Here is a 16,730-nt window from a genome sequence, read left to right as displayed (position 1 = left end):
GTGGTGAGGTCGCGGAACACTTCGCGGGCGATGTAGCGCTTGAGGCAGCGGAGGATGTCTTTCTTCGTTTTGTGTTCGGCGGAACGTCGCTCGACGTAGGCGCGGGTGGGGGCGTGGGATTTCATGCGTCCGACCGCGATCATGTGCAGAGCACTGTTGGCTTGCCGGTCCCCGCCCCGGTTGAGTCGGTGACGGCTGGTTTTGCCTGAGGATGCCGGTAACGGKGCGGCGCCGACGAGTTTGGCGAACCGTGCCTCGGTGCCCATCCGCTCGACGTTGTCACCGGCGGTGATCACCAGGCGGGCGGCGGTGATCGGCCCGATCTGCGGGCGCGAGAGCAGGGTGGGTACCAGCTTGSTCAGCAGTCGTGTGAGTTCGCGGGCCAAAGACCGGGCTTGTTGTTGGGCGAGTCGGTGTCGGTCGAGCAGCGACCGCGCMGCGCGCACGAACGCCGCGGCCGGCCCGGACAGATCAGCTTTCTCGGCTGGTACCGGCAAGTCTTTGATGAATGCTGCCCGCTTGGCGATGGTGCGGGCCTGGCGCGCTTGATCGGCGTACTCGGCTGGTGCGGTGGTACACAGGTCACGGATCTGGTTACCGATGCGSGTGGCTTCCTCGACGGCCGAAGCCCTTGCCACGGTGAGCATCCGAAYAGATTCGACCGCGCCGCGGGTGTCTTTGGCCACCGCGGTCGCGCGGCCGGTGATGACKGCCATCGCTGCGGCGTAGGCATCGAGTTGATCGGTCTTACCGTGGGCGTAGCGGCGCGGCAGATCGGGGGTGTTGACCTCGATCACTCGCACCCCTTCGGCGGTGAGCATCCGGGTCAACCCGGCCCCGTAGGAGGCGCTCGATTCCACTGCGGCATCCTCGACGCGGCCGAAGCCACACGCCCACTGCCACAACTGGGTGTAGCCGGCGGTGGTGGTCGGGAACTCGCGATCGGCCAGCGGGCGGCCGTCGRTGGCGACGATCGCGGCGTGGTGGGTCTGTTGATGGGTGTCGACTCCGAGTACGACCACTTGCGTGGTCACTGCTGTCTCAGCCATTCTGGCGGTGTCTCCTTCACTGCGGTGKKGGATGACCTCACCGGGGCGGGTGGACAGGACAGTGAAGAGTCACGGCCTACCAGCCAGACAGGGTCCTAATCAGGTCACACCCGCCCCGGTCCTCACAGGTCACTTGGTGCAGGTGATCGACCGGAGTTCCGGGCCGACACATCTCGCCCATGACAGCACCGTCAGCCACGAAGTAAGTCAGACCCAAACCCGGTCAACCACCCACACCCATTCTCACTGCCACGAAGGGCATGGCGTGGCACGTCACCAGGCCCTTCGAGGCTCGTCGACCTCGACGCGATCCTTCGTCGCTCGCTCGGCCCGGCGGCTTGCGCTCCTCGCGCCTCAGGGAGCAGAGGGTTCGTTACCGACGTCGTCCGGCGGCGAGGCGTTCCCGGCGGAGCCGATCGACCTCGGGGAGGTCAAGCGGGACAAGGGATTCGACGCCGAGCGCGGTGGCCAGGAGGTGGTCGGCGAGTTCGGGGTTGCGGGCCAGTGCCGGACCGTGCATGTACGTGCCGATGACGCTGCCCTGGACGACGCCCTCGGTGCCGTCGCCGACGCCGTTGCCGACGCCATGCCGTACGCGACCCAGTGGGGCCGCGTCGGACCCGAGAGTCGTTCCGCCGCGGTGGTTCTCGAAACCGGTGAGGGGTTGTGACAGTCCTGGGAGGGCGGGGTCGACCAACAACTCGCCGATACTCCGCTCCGCCTGGGGCGCCGTCGTGAGATCGAACAGGGAGATGCCGTCGACGCGTTCGCCCGCCGATGTCTCGTACCAGTGGCCGAGTACCTGGATGGCGGCGCAGATGGCCAGCACCGGCCGTCCGGCCGCCGCCGCCTGCTGCAGACCCGGGTAGCGCGTGAGGTGCCGGGTGGCGAGCCGCTGCGCGTAATCCTCGGCGCCACCGAGGGTGTAGACGTCGAGCGAGTCGGGAACCGGGTCGTCGAGGGTGATGTGGATGACCTCGGCGTCGATGCCGCGCATCAGCGCACGGCGCTTCAGGACGAGGGCGTTCCCGCCGTCCCCGTAGGTACCCATGACGTCGGGCAGGACGAGGCCGATCCGCAGGGTCGATTCGCTCACTGCTCCGCCTTCCGTGATCGTGCTGCGCGTTCCAGGGCGGTGCCGAGATCGCGGAACGCCGTGTAGTTCGCCAGGACCTCGACGCGTCCCGGCGGACAGGATGCGATGGCGGCCATGGGATCCGGGATGGTGGTGTGTTCGGCGCCCGCGTAGAGCAGCCGGACCGACAGGTCGGCGGCGCGCTCGCCGGCCGCGACGACCTGCATGGTCTCGAACGCCTCGAAGCGCACGTCCCACAACCAGGACAGGTCCTCGCCGTCGGGCACCTGGCCGTTGACCGCGATCACCAGCCCGTCGGCGTCCTGGTCGATCATCGACATCGCTTCTTGCCACCCGGCCGGGTTCTTCGCGAGAAGTGTTCGGACCGAGTGGTTTCCGACCTGGTGGATGCCGTACCGGCCGGCGACCTCGCCGACGGTGCCGACGGCGGCCACCGCGTTGCGCGGGTCGGCGCCCATCGCGACGGCCGCGGCCACCGCCTGCGTCGCGTTGCCGCGGTTGGCTCTGCCCGGCACCGCGAGCTCCAGGGGAGCGCTGAAACCGTCGGGGCCGTAGATGTTCTCGTCGTCGAACCACCAGTCGGGGGTGGGGCGGCGGAAGTTGTCGTCGCCGGTCGACCGCCACCCCTCCTCGGAACGGACGATCGGCTCGCCGGTACGGGGGCAGCTGACGGAATCGCCGACCCAGCTCGCGCCGGCCGCGACCCAGACCACGTCCGGGGCGTCGAAGGCGGCCGACGTCACCAGGACGTCGTCGCAGTTGGCGATCACCGTGGTCTCGGGATGACGTGCGATGCCTTCACGCAGCCGACGCTCGATCATGTTGATCTCGCCGACTCGGTCGAGCTGATCCCGGGAGAGGTTGAGCATCACGAGGACCTCGGGGTCGACGGCGTCGCTGACGTGCGGGACGTGCAGTTCGTCGACCTCGAGCGCGCAGAACGGCGCCGTCCGGCTCAGGGTCAGCGTCGCGATGATGCCGGCGTCCATGTTGGCGCCGTCGGCCTGGGTGGCGACCTCGCCGAGTTCGGCCATCGCGGCCGCGGTCATCCGTGTGGTCGTCGACTTCCCGTTGGTGCCGGTGACGATCGCGGTGCGTTTGCCCGCGGCGAGCCGACCCATGATCTGGGGGTCGATCTTCGCGGCGACCAGCCCGCCGATCATCGACCCCTTGCCCCGTCCCGCGGTGCGCGACGCCCACCGGGCCGCGGCCGCAGCGCCCAGGGCGACGGCGGTACGGGCGGGAACACGGGTGTTCGTACGGGTTGCGGAACCGGCGGAAGAGAGTCGGTCGGGCATGCGCACGAGTGTGTCACAGGCCGATCCGACGGGAGTGGTCGTGCCGTGCGCCGACGCCGCGTAGGCTCGGCGGCTGTGAGTCGCGACACCCATCTGCGCCTGTCCCTGCCCGCCCGAGTGCAACGCGGACTGTTGCTCGCCGTCGCACGAATCCCGGCCGGAGCGTTGGCCGTTCTGGGGCGACGGGCACCGGTCAACTCCGACGGTGAGCGGGTCGCCCCCGAGCTTGCCGCGATCGGCTGGGCCAACGACAACGTGCCCGGGCTGAATCCCTTCCAGGGCGAGGTGGCGCAGTCGCGTGCGCAGACCGACGAGGTCGGCGCCGCCATGGCCGAGGCGCTGCCTCCCATGGCGGTGGAAGAGGACCTCGTCATCGACGGACCCGCCGGCCCGATCCCGGCCACCCGGTATCGCTCCACCACCGACTCGGCCGGGCTGCTCGTCTACTTCCACGGCGGCGGCTTCGTCACCGGCAGCCGGATCAGCCACGACACCTTCGTCCGGCGTCTGGCACATGGCACCGGCCTCGACGTGCTCTCCGTCGACTACCGGCTGGCCCCCGACGCCCCGTTCCCCGCGGCCGTCGAGGACGCGGTGGCGGCGTGGCGCTTCGCCGTCGAGGTGGCGCCGCGGTGGGGTCTCGATCCGGCGCGGATCGTCGTCGCCGGTGACAGCGCGGGCGGAAATCTCGCGACCGTCGTCGCCCGGGAGGTCCGTGGCGAAGCGGTCACCCCGGCTTTCCAGCTGCTCATCTACCCGGTGACCGACCAGGCCGCCGACACACCCTCGCGCCGGGAGTTCGCGTCGGGGTACTTCCTCMCCGCCGACGGCATCGGCTGGTTCACCGATCGCTACCTGCCCGACGCCGCGCAGCGGGGCGACCCGCGCTGCTCGCCACTGCTTGCCGACGATCTCAGCGGTCTCCCGCCCGCGCATGTCATGGTCGCCGGCTTCGACCCGCTGCGTGACGAGGGCCTCGCGTACGCGCGCAGGCTCGAGGAGGCCGGCGTGCCGGTCACGGTCCGGCGAGAGGGCGCGATGATCCACGGGTTCGTCAACATGACCTTGATCAGTCCTGGGGCCCGGGCCGCGGTCGACCGTCTGTGCGCGGTGGTGCGCGAGGCCCTTCCGCCGGCCGGGTCCAGCTCAGCCGCGTGAGCGCACCGGTGTTCCGGCGCCCTCCCGAGCGCCCGTCACCGCCGACACGGAATCGGCCGGCGTCTGCGTGGCACCTGGAACGGTCGGGCGCCTACGGGTTCGCGGCCGGGCCATCACCCCGGCAGCGCACCCCGCGACGACGATGACCGCACCGACGATCTCCCCGACGCTGGGGACTTCGCCGAGAACGAAGAATGCTGCCGAGATCCCAACCACGGGCACGAGCAGCGACATGGGCGACACCCGGCTCGCGTCGTTGCGTCCCAGCAGCGTGGTCCACAGACCCGCACCGATGACGGTGCCGAAGATCGCGAGGTAGGCGAGGCCACCCAGGGCACGGAGTCCACTCTCGGTACCGAGCGTGGCTAGCGCGTCGAAGCCGGCGGAGGGTCCCTCGACGATCAAGCTCACCGCATACAGCGGCGGAGTGGCGACGACGGCCATCCACAACGTCATCCGCAGGGAGTCGTCGGGACGGGCGAGTCTGCCCCCGATGTTGCCCGCTGCCCAGCTCAGACCACCGAGCACGGTGAGACCGATCGGGAGCAGAGCGGCCACGCCGAGGTCGCTGCCGCGCATCCGGTCGATCGCGATGACCGCCATGCCGAGAACCGCGACCGCCAGGCCGAGGATCTGTCCGGCCGTCATCCGTTCTCGGAGGAACAGCACGCCGAGGATGACCGTGAAGGGCGCCGAGGTCTGGAGAACCAGCGAGGCGAGCCCGGTCGGCATGCCCAGATCCATGGCCAGGAACAGCATGATGAACTGCACGCTGCCGAAGCCGGCGACGTACAGCAGGAACCACTTCAGGCGCACCTTCGGGAACCGCACGAACAGCATGACCGGTATCGCCATCACCGCGAATCGCATCGCGGCGAGGAAGAACGGTGGGAAGTGATCGAGCCCGACTCGGATCGCGATGAAGTTCAGTCCCCAGAGCAGGACGACGAACAACGCGAGGAGGCGATCACGAGTGGACATGGGCCCATCGTCGGTGTGGACGATGTGAAGGACAATCGAATTTAACCGGAATAACTAATCAGTTTTCCTGAAGGGTTATTCCTGTGCTGCGGCGACCTTCGCCCGCACGTCATCCATGTCGAGACCCTCGACGGCGCCGATCAGTTCTTCGAGCTGAGCCGCAGGCAGTGCACCGGGCTGGTTGAAGACCAGAATCCCGTCCCGGAATGCCATGAGCGTCGGGATGGAACGGATTCCGAGACTGCCGGCGAGTTGCTGCTCGGCCTCGGTGTCGATCTTGCCGAACACGATGTCGGAGTGTGCTTCGGAGGCCTTCTCGAAGACGGGCGCGAACTGCCGGCACGGGCCGCACCAGCCGGCCCAGAAGTCGAGGAGGACGATGCCGTCCGAGGCGATGGTGTCCTCGAAGGTTTCCAGGGTGATGTCTTGTGATGCCATGCCCCCACCAACGGATCGGACCGCTCGGACATTCCACCCCGGAGGTCATGCCGTGACCCACGGCACCGCCTGACGACGACGTGGGCCTGAGTACCGTTGTCGCATGGAAGTCCGGCGTCTGCGGCTGCTGCGGGAATTCGCCGACCGGGAGTCGATCGGCGCGGTCGCCGAGGCGATGCACATGACCCCGTCGGCGGTGTCGCAACAGCTGAAGGTCCTGGCCGAGGAGGCCGGTGTCGCGTTGTTCGAACCCGATGGCCGCCGAATCCGATTGACCGAGGCGGGGCGTGCGCTCGTGCTGCGCGCCGATGACGTGATCGCGGCGGTGGATCGGGCGCAGGAGGAGATGTCGTCGTATCGGTCGGGCAAGGCCCGGGTCCGACTGGCGATGTTCCCGTCCGGTGCGACCCTGCTGCTGCCGGCGGTCCTGGAGCGGGCCACCGCATCGGGCATCGACGTACACGCGGTCCATCTCGACGTCGGATACCACGACGCGGCACCGGCTCTCGCCGACCACGACATCGTGGTCACCCACCGCGACGAACGGACCCCGGCGATCAACGTCCCGCGGGTCCGGGTCACCGAGCTGATGCGTGAACCCGTCGACGTGATCGTCGCCGCCGGCAGCGAACTCGCCGTGCGCGACCAGGTCGCGGTCACGGAACTCGCCGATCACGACTGGATCAGCGTCGAAGGCGGCTTCCCGGTCGACGATGTGCTGCTGTCGATCTCGGCGGCGACCGGGGTGGCGCCGCGGGTGACCCAGCGGATGCTGGACTTCACGACGATCGAGGCACTGGTGGCCCATGGGCACGGCATCGCTCTGATGCCGCGGTTCGCCGTCCGCCACCCGGGGGTGAAACGGCTGGTGCTCAAGGGTGTTCGTGCCGCACGGGTCTACGAGGCGCTCGCCCGGCCACGTTCGCGAGCGGCCGTGCAGCAGGTCGTCGACCACCTGCGCGGCGTCGGCGCAGACCAGGGCTGACCGCCGCCGCGCCAGGATGACGCACACAGCCCGGGGCGTGGCCCCGGGCTGTGGACGATGTCGAGGACTCAGACGCCGAGGCTCTTGCCGACGATGTCCTTCATGATCTCGGTGGTGCCACCGAAGATCGTCTGGATACGCGCGTCGGTGTAGGCGCGGGCGACGCGGTACTCGTTCATGTAGCCGTAGCCGCCGTGCAGCTGCAGGCAGCTGTCGATGACGCGCTTGGCCAGTTCGGTACACCACCACTTGTTCTTCGAGGCGTCGACGGCGTTCAGCTCGCCGTCGAGAACGCCCTGCAGGCAGCGGTCGATGTAGACCTCGGCGATGTCGAGCTCGGTCGCCATCTCGGCGAGGCTGAAGCGGTTCGCCTGGAAGGTGCCGATCGGACGGCCGAAGGCCTTGCGGTCCTTGGTGTACTGCAGGGTCTCGTCGAAGATCGCACGCGCACCGGCGATGGCGCCGATGCCGATCGACAGCCGCTCCGACGGCAGGTTCTGCATGAGGTGGTAGAAGCCCATGCCCTCCTGGCCGAGCAAATTCTCGACCGGGACGCGCACGTCGTTGAAGTGCAGCTCGGCGGTGTCCTGGGCCTTGAGGCCCATCTTGTCGAGCTTGCGGCCGCGCTCGAAGCCCTCCATGCCGCGCTCGACGACGAGCAGCGAGAACGCCTTGTGGCCCGCCTCGGGATCGGGGTTGGTCCGGCAGACCACGACCACGAGGTCGGAGTTGATGCCCGACGAGATGAACGTCTTGTTGCCGTTCAGGACATAGTGATCGCCCTCGAGCTTGGCCGAGGTCTTGATGCCCGCCAGGTCGGAGCCCGCGCCCGGCTCGGTCATCGCGACGGCGAGGATCGTCTCGCCGGTGGCGATCCCGGGCATCCAGCGCTTCTTCTGCTCGTCGTTGGCGAGGTGCACGAAGTACGGTGCGACGACGTCGTTCTGCAGGCTGAGGCCGGGTGCCGCGCCGTCGAACTTCGCGAACTCCTCGACCACCACGGCGTTGAACCGGAAGTCGTCCATGGCACCGCCGCCGCCGTACTCCTCGGGGATGTTGAATCCGAGAAGACCTGCGTCACCGGCCTTCTTGAAGGCGATGCGATCGACCTGACCGGCTCGCGTCCACTCCTCGGTGTACGGGGCGCATTCGCGCTGCAGGAATTGCCGCGCGGTTTCCCGCAGGGCCTCGTGCTCGTCTTCGAAGATGGTGCGTTTCATGGCTTCTCCCTTTCGTGAGTGAGTCTGTACTCGGTGTCGTTCGGTGATCAGTCGTCGGTGTGCCCCTGCGCGCCCACGACGCGCAGCGAGATCAGGGCGTACGACGCCGCGACCTCGGCCGGTGTCCGGGCACCCGAGGGGCGATACCAGGTGGTGACCGCCTGGCACGCGCCGAAGAGGTAGCGCAGGACGTCTTTCACGTCCTCCTCGAACGAGAACTCGCCCGATTCGACACCGCGCGCGATGACATCGGCGAGCAGGTCCTCGGTCTCGGTGCGCATCGCGACGTAGGTCTCACGTCGCGGATCGTCGGAGTCCAGATGGCGGAACTCGTGAGCAACGCTGGCGAGTTCGAGATCGCTCGTCATGTGCAGGACGATCGACTCGATGGCATTGGACAGCTGCTCGCTCGGCGTCCGGCCGGACTGAATGGCCGCGCCGACCCACGCCAGCACCGAGGTCATCGCGGCCTCGAGCAGTTCGACGAGGATGCCGAGCTTGTTGTCGTGGTGGTAGTAGAGCGTCGGCAGCGAAACGCCTGCCCGCGAGGCGATGTCACGGATCGAGGTGCCGTGATAACCGCGCTCGTAGAAGGCGTGCTTGGCCGCGACGAGGGTGGCCGGCAGCGGCACCGGTTCGCGCTCCCGCCAGTCCAGGCCCTCGGTCTCGATCGTCAGCCTCCGGGTGGGAGCCGTCCGCGCCGCCTCAGACACGTTCGATGATGGTGGCGTTGGCCATGCCCGCGCCCTCGCACATGGTCTGCAGGCCGTACCGGCCGCCGGTGGCCTCGAGGTGGTTGACCATCGTCGACAGCAGTCGGGTGCCGGAGGAGCCGAGTGCGTGGCCGAGCGAGATCGCGCCACCGCGCGGATTCAGTTTCGCCGGGTCGGCGCCGAACTCGTGGGCCCAGGCCAGCGGCACCGGAGCGAAGGCCTCGTTGACCTCATAGGTGTCGATCTCGTCGATGGACAGGCCGGCCCGCTTGAGGACCTTGTGGGTGGCCGGGATCGGTGCGGTGAGCATGAAGATCGGGTCATCGCCGGCGACCGAGAACGAGTGGAAACGCGCACGAGGGGTCAGGCCGAGCTTCGACGCCATGACATCGCTCATGATGAGCGCGCCGGAGGCCCCGTCGGTGAGCGGCGAGGAATTGCCCGGGGTGATGAGCCAGTTGATGTCGGGAAAGCGTGCGGCGGTGTCCTCGGTGTAGAAGGACGGGCGCAGGCCGGACAGTCCCTCGGCGGTGGTCGACGCGCGAACCGTTTCGTCGACGCGGTGGGTGACGATGTCGCCGTTGGCGTCGGCGACATCGATCGGCAGCACCTCGCGGTCGAAGAATCCCTCGGCGGCGGCTGCCGCAGCACGCTGATGCGACTGGGCGGCAAAGGCATCGAGGGTGTCACGATCGAACTTCCATTTGGCCGAGATCAGTTCGGCCGAGATGCCCTGGTTCACCAGGCCGTCGGGGTAGCGCGCGGCGATGCTCGGACCGTAGGGGCTTTTTCCGGCGGTGGTGAAGCCCATCGGGACGCGGCTCATGGACTCGACGCCGGCGGCGATCACCACGTCGTAGGCGCCGGCGATGATGCCCTGCGCGGCGAAGTGCGCGGCCTGCTGGCTCGACCCGCACTGACGGTCGACGGTCGTCGCGGGCACCGACTCGGGGAAGCCGGCGGACAGCAGGGCGGTCCGCGAGATGTTCAGGGCCTGCTCACCGGCCTGGCCGACGCAACCGCCGATCACATCGTCGACGAGGGCCGGGTCGAGATCGTTGCGCTCGACCAGCGAGCGCAGCACGTGTGCGAGCAACTCGACGGGCTTGGTCTCCGACAGCGCGCCCCCGGGCTTCCCCTTTCCGGACGCGAGGCGTACGACGTCGACGATGACGGCTTCGGGCATGAGGGTTCCTCTCGGGAGCGGGGACCAGCGCAGCAGTAAGCGCGGCTCACTTTATCTAACGATCGTTATACCGGTCTAGCACGCGCTCGGTGGCGGAATCAACAGCAAGCACCCGCAGAAATGGGTACCGCCCTCACCCGGGTGGACGGGTGAGGGCGGCGTCGTGACGTGTCAGATGGTGCCTTTGTCGGGCTGACCTGCGGGAACTGCGGTGAATGTCCGGACGTCCAGGGGGCCGGCCAGCAGTCCGCCGATGGCCTTGCCCAGCGTGGTGAGCGCCGGGGCGGCGCCGTGGGTCGCGAGGGCCTCCATCGATTCCCAGCGCTCGATCATCACCAGGTCGGTCGAGTCGCCGGTGGCCTCGTGCAACGCGTATTTCCCGCATCCCGGCTCGCCGTGCACCTCGGGGATCGCAGCCAGCACGGCCTCCCGCACCGCCTGTTCTTCTCCGGGCTTGGGGGAGATGGTGGCGACGACGATCACTTCGGACATGGGGGCTCTCCGTTCGCGTGGGGCTCGGCGTGTGTCTCGACAACTCGTCGGTGATGTCCCTCGGACACCGGACACCCCGGTGACGTTAGGTCAGCGAGTCGTCTCGATGTGGCGATTTCGGCACCCTGCGCAAGAACGCCGGCCCCGAACGGCTGCGCGCGGGAGGACCGGCGCGGCCGACGGGGCCGACGAGGTGTGCGTAACGCGGTGTCAGCGCCAGCCGAGAGCCGGCGCGACGTGCGTGAGGATCGACTCGAGGACGTGCGCGTTGTACTCGACACCGAGTTGGTTCGGCACGGTCAGCAGGAGAGTGTCGGCCGCGGCGATCGCCTCGTCCTCGCGCAACTGCTCGATCAGCTTGTCCGGCTCGTCCGCGTAACTGCGTCCGAAGCGGGCGACGCTGTTGTCGATGACGCCGACCTGATCGGATTCGGCGCCGCCGCGGCCGAAGTAGGCGCGGTCTCGGTCGTCGACGATGGCGAAGATGCTGCGGCTCACCGATACTCGTGGCTCGCGCGGGTGCCCGGCATCAGCCCACGCCTTGCGGAACCGCTGGATCTGTTCGGCCTGCAACTGATGGAACGGCACCCCGGTGTCCTCGGTCAGCAGCGTCGAACTCATCAGGTTCATGCCCTGCTGGGCAGTCCATTCCGCGGTCGCCCGGGTCCCGGCGCCCCACCAGATGCGGTCCCGCAGACCGGGGGACTGCGGCTCGATGGGCAGCAGCCCGGGCGGGTTGGGGAACATCGGACGGGGATTCGGCGTGGCGAAGCCGCCGCCTTCGATGACCTTCAGGAACACCTCGGTGTGCTGTCGCGCCATGTCCGCATCGGTCGACCCCTCGGGCGGGACATAGCCGAAGTACTTGTAGCCGTCGATGACCTGCTCGGGGGACCCACGACTGATCCCGAGCTGCAGCCGGCCGCCGGAGATGAGATCCGCGGCGGCGGCGTCCTCGGCCATGTACAGCGGGTTCTCGTAGCGCATGTCGATGACGCCGGTGCCGATCTCGATGCGACTGGTCTTCGCGCCGATCGCCGCGAGCAACGGGAACGGCGATGCGAGTTGCCGTGCGAAGTGATGGACGCGGAAGTACGCACCGTCGGCGCCGAGCTCCTCGGCGGCCACCGCGAGGTCGATGGACTGCAGCAGCGTGTCCGCGCCGGACCGCACCTGGGACCCGTGGGCGTCCGACCAGTGACCGAACGACAGGAAACCGATGTTCTTCATGCCCTCTAAATGAAACTCTGGTCCGTTTTGTTCCCGTAAGAACGATTCCGTCCCGCCGATCGGCGCGATCGACGGGACGGAATCGGATCTTCGAAGGAGGAGGGTCAGGGCGCCCAGGTGCCCGGGGCGGCCTCGCCGTCGGCGACCGGAACCGAGGTGACCCGGTAAGCGCGGTTCACCGCCGAGACGACTGCGCGCAGGCTGGCGGTGGTGATCGACGACGCGATGCCGACACCCCAGACCGTCTCGCCGTTGACCTCGGTCTCGACGTACGCCGCGGCGCTGGCGTCGCCGCCGGCGGTCAGCGCGTGCTCGCTGTAGTCGAGGACCCGGACCTCGTAGCCGACGGCGCCGAGCGCGTCGACGAAGGCCGCCAGCGGACCGTTGCCGGAGCCGGAGATCTCCCGCTCGTTGCCCTCGACCTTCACCACGGCGGTGATGTGGTCGTCGCCGCCGTCGACCTCGGCCGCGTCCACTTTCTGCCGGATGCGCTCGAGCGGCCAGATCGGGTGCAGGTAGTTCTCCGCGAAGACGTCCCACATCTCCTTGGGATTGACCTCGCCGCCCTCGCCGTCGGTGATCTTCTGGATCTCCCGGCTGAACTCGATCTGCAGACGACGCGGCAGGTTCATGCCGTGGTCGGCCTTCATGATGTAGGCGACGCCGCCCTTGCCGGACTGGCTGTTGACGCGGATGACCGCTTCGTAGTTGCGGCCGACGTCCTTGGGGTCGATCGGCAGATACGGTACGGCCCAGGTGATGTCGTCGACGTCGGAGTCGGCGTTGTCGGCGTCGACCTTCATCTGGTCGAGGCCCTTGTTGATCGCGTCCTGGTGGCTGCCCGAGAACGCGGTGTAGACCAGGTCGCCGCCGTAGGGGTGACGCTCGGGGACGTTGAGCTGGTTGCAGTACTCGACCGTCCGGCGGATCTCGTCGATGTCGGAGAAGCTGATCTGCGGGTCGACGCCGCGGCTGAACATGTTCATGCCGAGGGTGACCAGACAGACGTTGCCGGTGCGCTCGCCGTTGCCGAACAGGCATCCCTCGATGCGGTCGGCGCCCGCCTGGTAGCCCAGTTCGGCTGCGGCAACGGCGGTTCCGCGGTCGTTGTGGGGGTGCAGGCTCAGGATGACCGAGTCGCGCCGGGCGAGGTTGCGGTGCATCCACTCGATCGAGTCGGCGTAGACGTTGGGCGTGGCCATCTCGACGGTCGCCGGCAGATTGATGATCATCGGGCGCTCCGGGGTGGGGGCGATGATCTCGGTGACCGCGTCGCACACCTCCTTGGCGAAGCTCAGCTCGGTGCCCGTGTAGGACTCCGGCGAGTACTCGTACCGCCAGTTGGTGTCCGGGTAGTTCTGCTGTACCTCGAGGACCTTGTGTGCGGCGTCGGTCGCGATCTTGGTGATCGCCGCCTTGTCCGCGCGGAACACGACGCGACGCTGCAGGACCGACGTCGAGTTGTAGAAGTGGACGATCACGTTGGCCGCGCCGCGGCAGGCGTCGAAGGTGCGCTCGATCAATTCGTCACGGCACTGGGTCAGCACCTGGATCGTGACGTCGTCAGGGATGGCGCCGTCTTCGATGATCTCGCGGACGAAGTCGTAATCGGTCTGGCTGGCAGACGGGAAGCCGACCTCGATCTCCTTGTAGCCCATCCGTACGAGGAGGTCGAACATGCGGCGCTTGCGTGCCGGGCTCATCGGGTCGATGAGTGCCTGGTTGCCGTCGCGGAGGTCGACCGCGCACCACATCGGGGCGGTGGCGATGACCTTGTCGGGCCAGGTGCGGTCGGGAACCGCCACCTTCTCGACCTCGTCGGCGAACTGGCGATAACGATGAACCGGCATCGCGGAGCTGCGTTGCGGGTTCCATGAGGGTTGTCCGGCGGGAATCGGGCCCGCGGGCTCGACGATTCGGCTGGCGCCGGAAGTGAAGCTGTCTGCTGGTGCCATGGTGGTCATTCTCCGTGTGTGGAAGGAAAGTGACCGGCGCGTGATGAGGCCCCGCGACGGAGGGCCGGTCGGTTCAGACCCCGCCGCGGCAACCGAGGAGGAGTGCGCGCTGCATGCGCTCGACTGTACTCCCCGGCGACGAGGTGGCCAAAGCTGCAGGTGAGGCCGGGTCACGACGTCCCCCTCTTCGGGGGGTGCCGCCTCACCGACACGGGCTCCAGACTATGACATGCCTCTCACCGCGCAGCCGGAGTGACCCAAATCATCCGAGCGGCGGACAGGGGCACCCGGACCGATGATGCCCGGGATCTCGAGCCGCCACCCCGACGCGGCCGTCTGCAGAAAGGGCGAACGCCAGTGACGACCATCCCCGCCGAACCGCCGGTGACCGAACCGCCGGAGGGTAAACGCACGAGCCTTCGACGCGTGGCCGCCGCGAGTTCTATCGGCACGACGATCGAGTTCTACGACTTCTTCATCTACGGCACCGCCGCCGCCCTGGTGTTCCCGACGGTGTTCTTCCCGGCCGCCGACGAGGTCACCGGGACCATCGCGTCCTTTGCCACCTTCGCCGTGGCCTTCTTCGCGCGGCCGGTCGGAGCGATGCTCTTCGGCCACTTCGGCGACCGGATCGGCCGTAAACGCACCCTGGTGTGGACCCTGCTCATCATGGGACTGGCGACGGTCGCGATCGGTCTTCTCCCCGGTTACGAGACCGGCGTGTTCGGCTTCGCCGAATCCGGGATCGGCATCGCGGCGCCCATCCTCCTCGTCTTCCTGCGGTTCCTGCAGGGCTTCGCCGTCGGCGGCGAATGGGCGGGCGCAACGCTTCTCACCGCCGAGTACGCCCCACCGGGCAAGCGGGGGCTGTACGCGATGTTCCCGCAACTCGGCCCGGCCTTCGCGTTCTTCCTGTCGAGCCTGACGTTCCTCATCGCGAGCCTGACGCTCGGCGAGACCAGTTCGGCCTTCCTCGACTACGGCTGGCGCATCCCGTTCATCCTGTCCTTCGCGCTCGTCGCCGTCGGGCTGTGGGTGCGGCTCGCGGTCGCGGAGACGCCGGTGTTCCGAGAAGCCCAGCAGCGCAGGGCTATCGACGGTCCCGTGGTCGACGGTCCGGCACTGCCGTTCCTCGACGCCTTCCGCCACCAGTGGCGCGAGATCCTCATCGCCGGCGGCGCGCTGGCGAGCCTGTTCTCGCTGTTCTACATGGGCACGGCGTTCCTCACGAACTACGGCACCAAGTCACTGGAGCTGTCCCGGACCTTCGTGCTGACCGCGGGGATGGGCGCGGCCGTGGTGTTCGGACTGTCGACCGCGGCGTCGGCGGTGTGGTCGGACCGCGTGGGTCGTCGCCGGGTCATCCTCACCTCGTGCAGCGTCGCGATCCCCTGGGCGCTGGTGCTGTTCCCGATCCTGGAGATCGGCGGCGGCTTCGCGTTCGTGGTCGGACTCTTCGGGACGCTGCTGATCTTCGGCATCGCCTACGGTCCGGCCGGTGCGCTTCTGCCCGAACTGTTCGAGGCGCGGTACCGCTACACCGGTGCGGGGATGGGTTACAACCTGGCCGGCATCCTCGGTGGCGCCATCCCGCCGCTGATCGCCGCCCCGCTGATCGCGGGTCCCGGTGCGATCTGGGTGGGTGTCCTGCTCGCCGGTCTGTCGGCACTCAGCGTCGTGTGCACGATCAAGATCGTCGAGACCAAGGACAAGACGATGCGGGCGTCGGTCACCGACGACGAGCAGGTGCTGGTCGCGTAAGCTACTGTCCCGCAACCGTATACAAGAACTCCGCCCCGGGCCTGTCGGCTCGGGGCGGAGTTGTTGCCACCCCGTTCCCTGAGGAGCGCCCGGAGCTTGCGGAGGGCGCGTCACGAAGGGTCTTCGCAACTCGTCTCGCCAAGACCCTTCGTGACGCTCGCAAGCTCGCTCCTCAGCCTGGATCCGTGGAAGGAGTTCAGGTGGGGTGGGGTTGGGGCGCGTGATCGCCTGATTGTGTTGTGGGCGTGTGGTATTCGCTGACCTGTGTCAGCCTTTTCACTGGGGTTCCTTGGTCGTGGGTGGGCGGGTGGCGACGTCAGGTCAGGTGGTGTTGGCCGCGGCCCACAGGGTGGTGAAGGCGTGTTGGGTGGGCCAGTGTCGGGGTAGGTGCAGCACCGGTGTTCGTGCTGGTCGGGCTAGTCGGGCGGGTATCGCGATGAGGGTGCGGCGCAGCGTAGCGCCCCGCGCGGCACGCAGTCTGGGGGTGTTGGTGAATGCGGCGAGGGTACGCATCAGGTTGTGGCTGATCGCGGTCAGGGCCAGCCAGGCGGCGTTGGCGCCGAACCGTCCGGAGGGCAGRTGSGCCAGTGGTCCGTCGATGAGGTCGGCGAACACGGTTTCGATGATGGCGTGGCGGCGGTGGATGAGGTCGGCGGTGACGGTGTCGTCGGTGGTGTTGGTGAAAAACGAGTGGTACCGCCACGCGGGCATCAATGTGTCGGTGCCGGCGGGGTGGTGGGCTGTGACCCGMCGCACGATCAGTCGCGCGGTGACCGGCTGGGCGGAGTCCGGTTGCACGGTGTAGGTGGTTTCGGCGACTTCGGCRTCAGAGATCAGTTCGCCGGTGTCGGGGTCGGTGACCGCCCCGGGATAGTGCACCGGGGTCCAGGCGTCGTCTCCGATCGCGGTGATGGCGCGGGTGATCGCGGTRTTGGTGCGYARGACCAGCGAGAACGTCGCTCCGAGGCGTTGACAGGTACGCATCACCGCAGCGGTGCCATAGGCGGCGTCGCCGCGCACGGTGATCTCCCCGCTCGCCCCACACCGGCGTGCGGTGGTCAGGGTTTCAGCGATCATTCTCGCTGCCCCGTTCCCGGAAGCGGTGCGCCCGGCGCGTAGCCAGGCGTTGGCGATCACCGGGGCATGCCCGGCTGCGGACAGAGTGGTG

General features: G+C 68.3%; 15 protein-coding genes. 3 read left to right on the top strand and 12 right to left on the bottom strand.

All coding sequences use genetic code 11. From position 1 onward, the window contains the following. The 3 genes from A9310_RS19905 to A9310_RS19895 form a co-directional block, all read right to left on the bottom strand. A partial coding sequence (locus A9310_RS19905) for an IS110 family transposase (RefSeq protein ID WP_083207461.1) occupies positions 1-1,049 on the bottom strand: 1,049 nt, incomplete at its 3' end. Between the two features lie 373 nt (positions 1,050-1,422). After that, complete coding sequence (locus A9310_RS19900; protein ID WP_065632083.1) at positions 1,423-2,145, bottom strand: type 1 glutamine amidotransferase; 723 nt, start codon at positions 2,143-2,145, stop codon at positions 1,423-1,425. Then, the gene (locus tag A9310_RS19895; protein WP_065632082.1) at positions 2,142-3,443 is read right to left on the bottom strand and encodes a MurT ligase domain-containing protein; all 1,302 of its coding nucleotides are present in this window, start codon (positions 3,441-3,443) and stop codon (positions 2,142-2,144) included. Before A9310_RS19895 ends, A9310_RS19900 begins: the two co-directional genes overlap by 4 nt. A gap of 75 nt (positions 3,444-3,518) precedes the next feature. On the opposite strand from A9310_RS19895, the gene A9310_RS19890 reads away from it, so the two are divergent. Continuing rightward, entirely contained in the window at positions 3,519-4,601 is a 1,083-nt protein-coding gene (locus tag A9310_RS19890) for an alpha/beta hydrolase (RefSeq protein WP_065632081.1), read from the top strand. Here the strand turns inward: A9310_RS19890 and A9310_RS19885 are convergent. Both A9310_RS19885 and trxA read right to left on the bottom strand, forming a co-directional pair. Next, positions 4,590-5,582, bottom strand: a complete 993-nt coding sequence (locus tag A9310_RS19885; RefSeq protein ID WP_065632080.1) for an EamA family transporter — start codon at positions 5,580-5,582, stop codon at positions 4,590-4,592. The genes A9310_RS19890 and A9310_RS19885 overlap by 12 nt on opposite strands. Before the next feature lie 75 nt (positions 5,583-5,657). Beyond that, a complete protein-coding gene (gene trxA, locus A9310_RS19880) occupies positions 5,658-6,020 on the bottom strand; it encodes a thioredoxin (RefSeq protein ID WP_058251053.1) in 363 nt (120 codons plus the stop codon). 103 nt (positions 6,021-6,123) lie between these two features. On the opposite strand from trxA, the gene A9310_RS19875 reads away from it, so the two are divergent. Continuing rightward, positions 6,124-7,005 (top strand): LysR family transcriptional regulator, encoded by an 882-nt coding sequence (locus A9310_RS19875; protein ID WP_065632079.1) that lies wholly within the window; start codon positions 6,124-6,126, stop codon positions 7,003-7,005. Between the two features lie 68 nt (positions 7,006-7,073). On the opposite strand, the gene A9310_RS19870 is transcribed toward A9310_RS19875, so the two are convergent. The 6 genes from A9310_RS19870 to leuA all read right to left on the bottom strand — a co-directional run bounded on the left by A9310_RS19870 (position 7,074) and on the right by leuA (position 13,801). After that, complete coding sequence (locus A9310_RS19870; RefSeq protein ID WP_058251055.1) at positions 7,074-8,225, bottom strand: acyl-CoA dehydrogenase family protein; 1,152 nt, start codon at positions 8,223-8,225, stop codon at positions 7,074-7,076. A 47-nt stretch (positions 8,226-8,272) separates the two neighbouring features. Next, positions 8,273-8,938, bottom strand: a complete 666-nt coding sequence (locus A9310_RS19865) for a TetR/AcrR family transcriptional regulator (protein ID WP_065632078.1) — start codon at positions 8,936-8,938, stop codon at positions 8,273-8,275. Beyond that, positions 8,931-10,124, bottom strand: a complete 1,194-nt coding sequence (locus A9310_RS19860; protein WP_065632077.1) for an acetyl-CoA C-acyltransferase — start codon at positions 10,122-10,124, stop codon at positions 8,931-8,933. The genes A9310_RS19865 and A9310_RS19860 overlap by 8 nt, the downstream gene beginning before the upstream one ends. Positions 10,125-10,295: 171 nt before the next feature. Further along, positions 10,296-10,616 carry a putative quinol monooxygenase gene (locus tag A9310_RS19855; RefSeq protein ID WP_065632076.1) on the bottom strand — a complete coding sequence of 107 codons (321 nt, stop codon included), beginning with the start codon at positions 10,614-10,616 and terminating at the stop codon, positions 10,296-10,298. 210 nt (positions 10,617-10,826) lie between these two features. After that, a complete protein-coding gene (locus A9310_RS19850; protein ID WP_065632075.1) occupies positions 10,827-11,846 on the bottom strand; it encodes an LLM class flavin-dependent oxidoreductase in 1,020 nt (339 codons plus the stop codon). 104 nt (positions 11,847-11,950) lie between these two features. Beyond that, positions 11,951-13,801 carry a 2-isopropylmalate synthase gene (gene leuA / locus A9310_RS19845; RefSeq protein ID WP_065632085.1) on the bottom strand — a complete coding sequence of 617 codons (1,851 nt, stop codon included), beginning with the start codon at positions 13,799-13,801 and terminating at the stop codon, positions 11,951-11,953. Between the two features lie 357 nt (positions 13,802-14,158). Here leuA and A9310_RS19840 point away from each other — a divergent pair, with 357 nt between their 5' ends. Next, on the top strand, positions 14,159-15,562 hold the full coding sequence (locus A9310_RS19840; protein WP_065632074.1) for an MFS transporter: 1,404 nt from the start codon (positions 14,159-14,161) through the stop codon (positions 15,560-15,562). Between the two features lie 321 nt (positions 15,563-15,883). On the opposite strand, the gene A9310_RS19835 is transcribed toward A9310_RS19840, so the two are convergent. Further along, the coding region (locus tag A9310_RS19835) for an IS1380 family transposase (protein WP_139104697.1) at positions 15,884-16,730 on the bottom strand (847 nt) is incomplete at its 5' end.

The sequence above is a fragment of the Gordonia sp. UCD-TK1 genome (assembly GCF_001691435.1).
Lineage (GTDB): Bacteria > Actinomycetota > Actinomycetes > Mycobacteriales > Mycobacteriaceae > Gordonia > Gordonia hongkongensis.
This window is presented reverse-complemented; position numbering and strand designations above follow the sequence as displayed.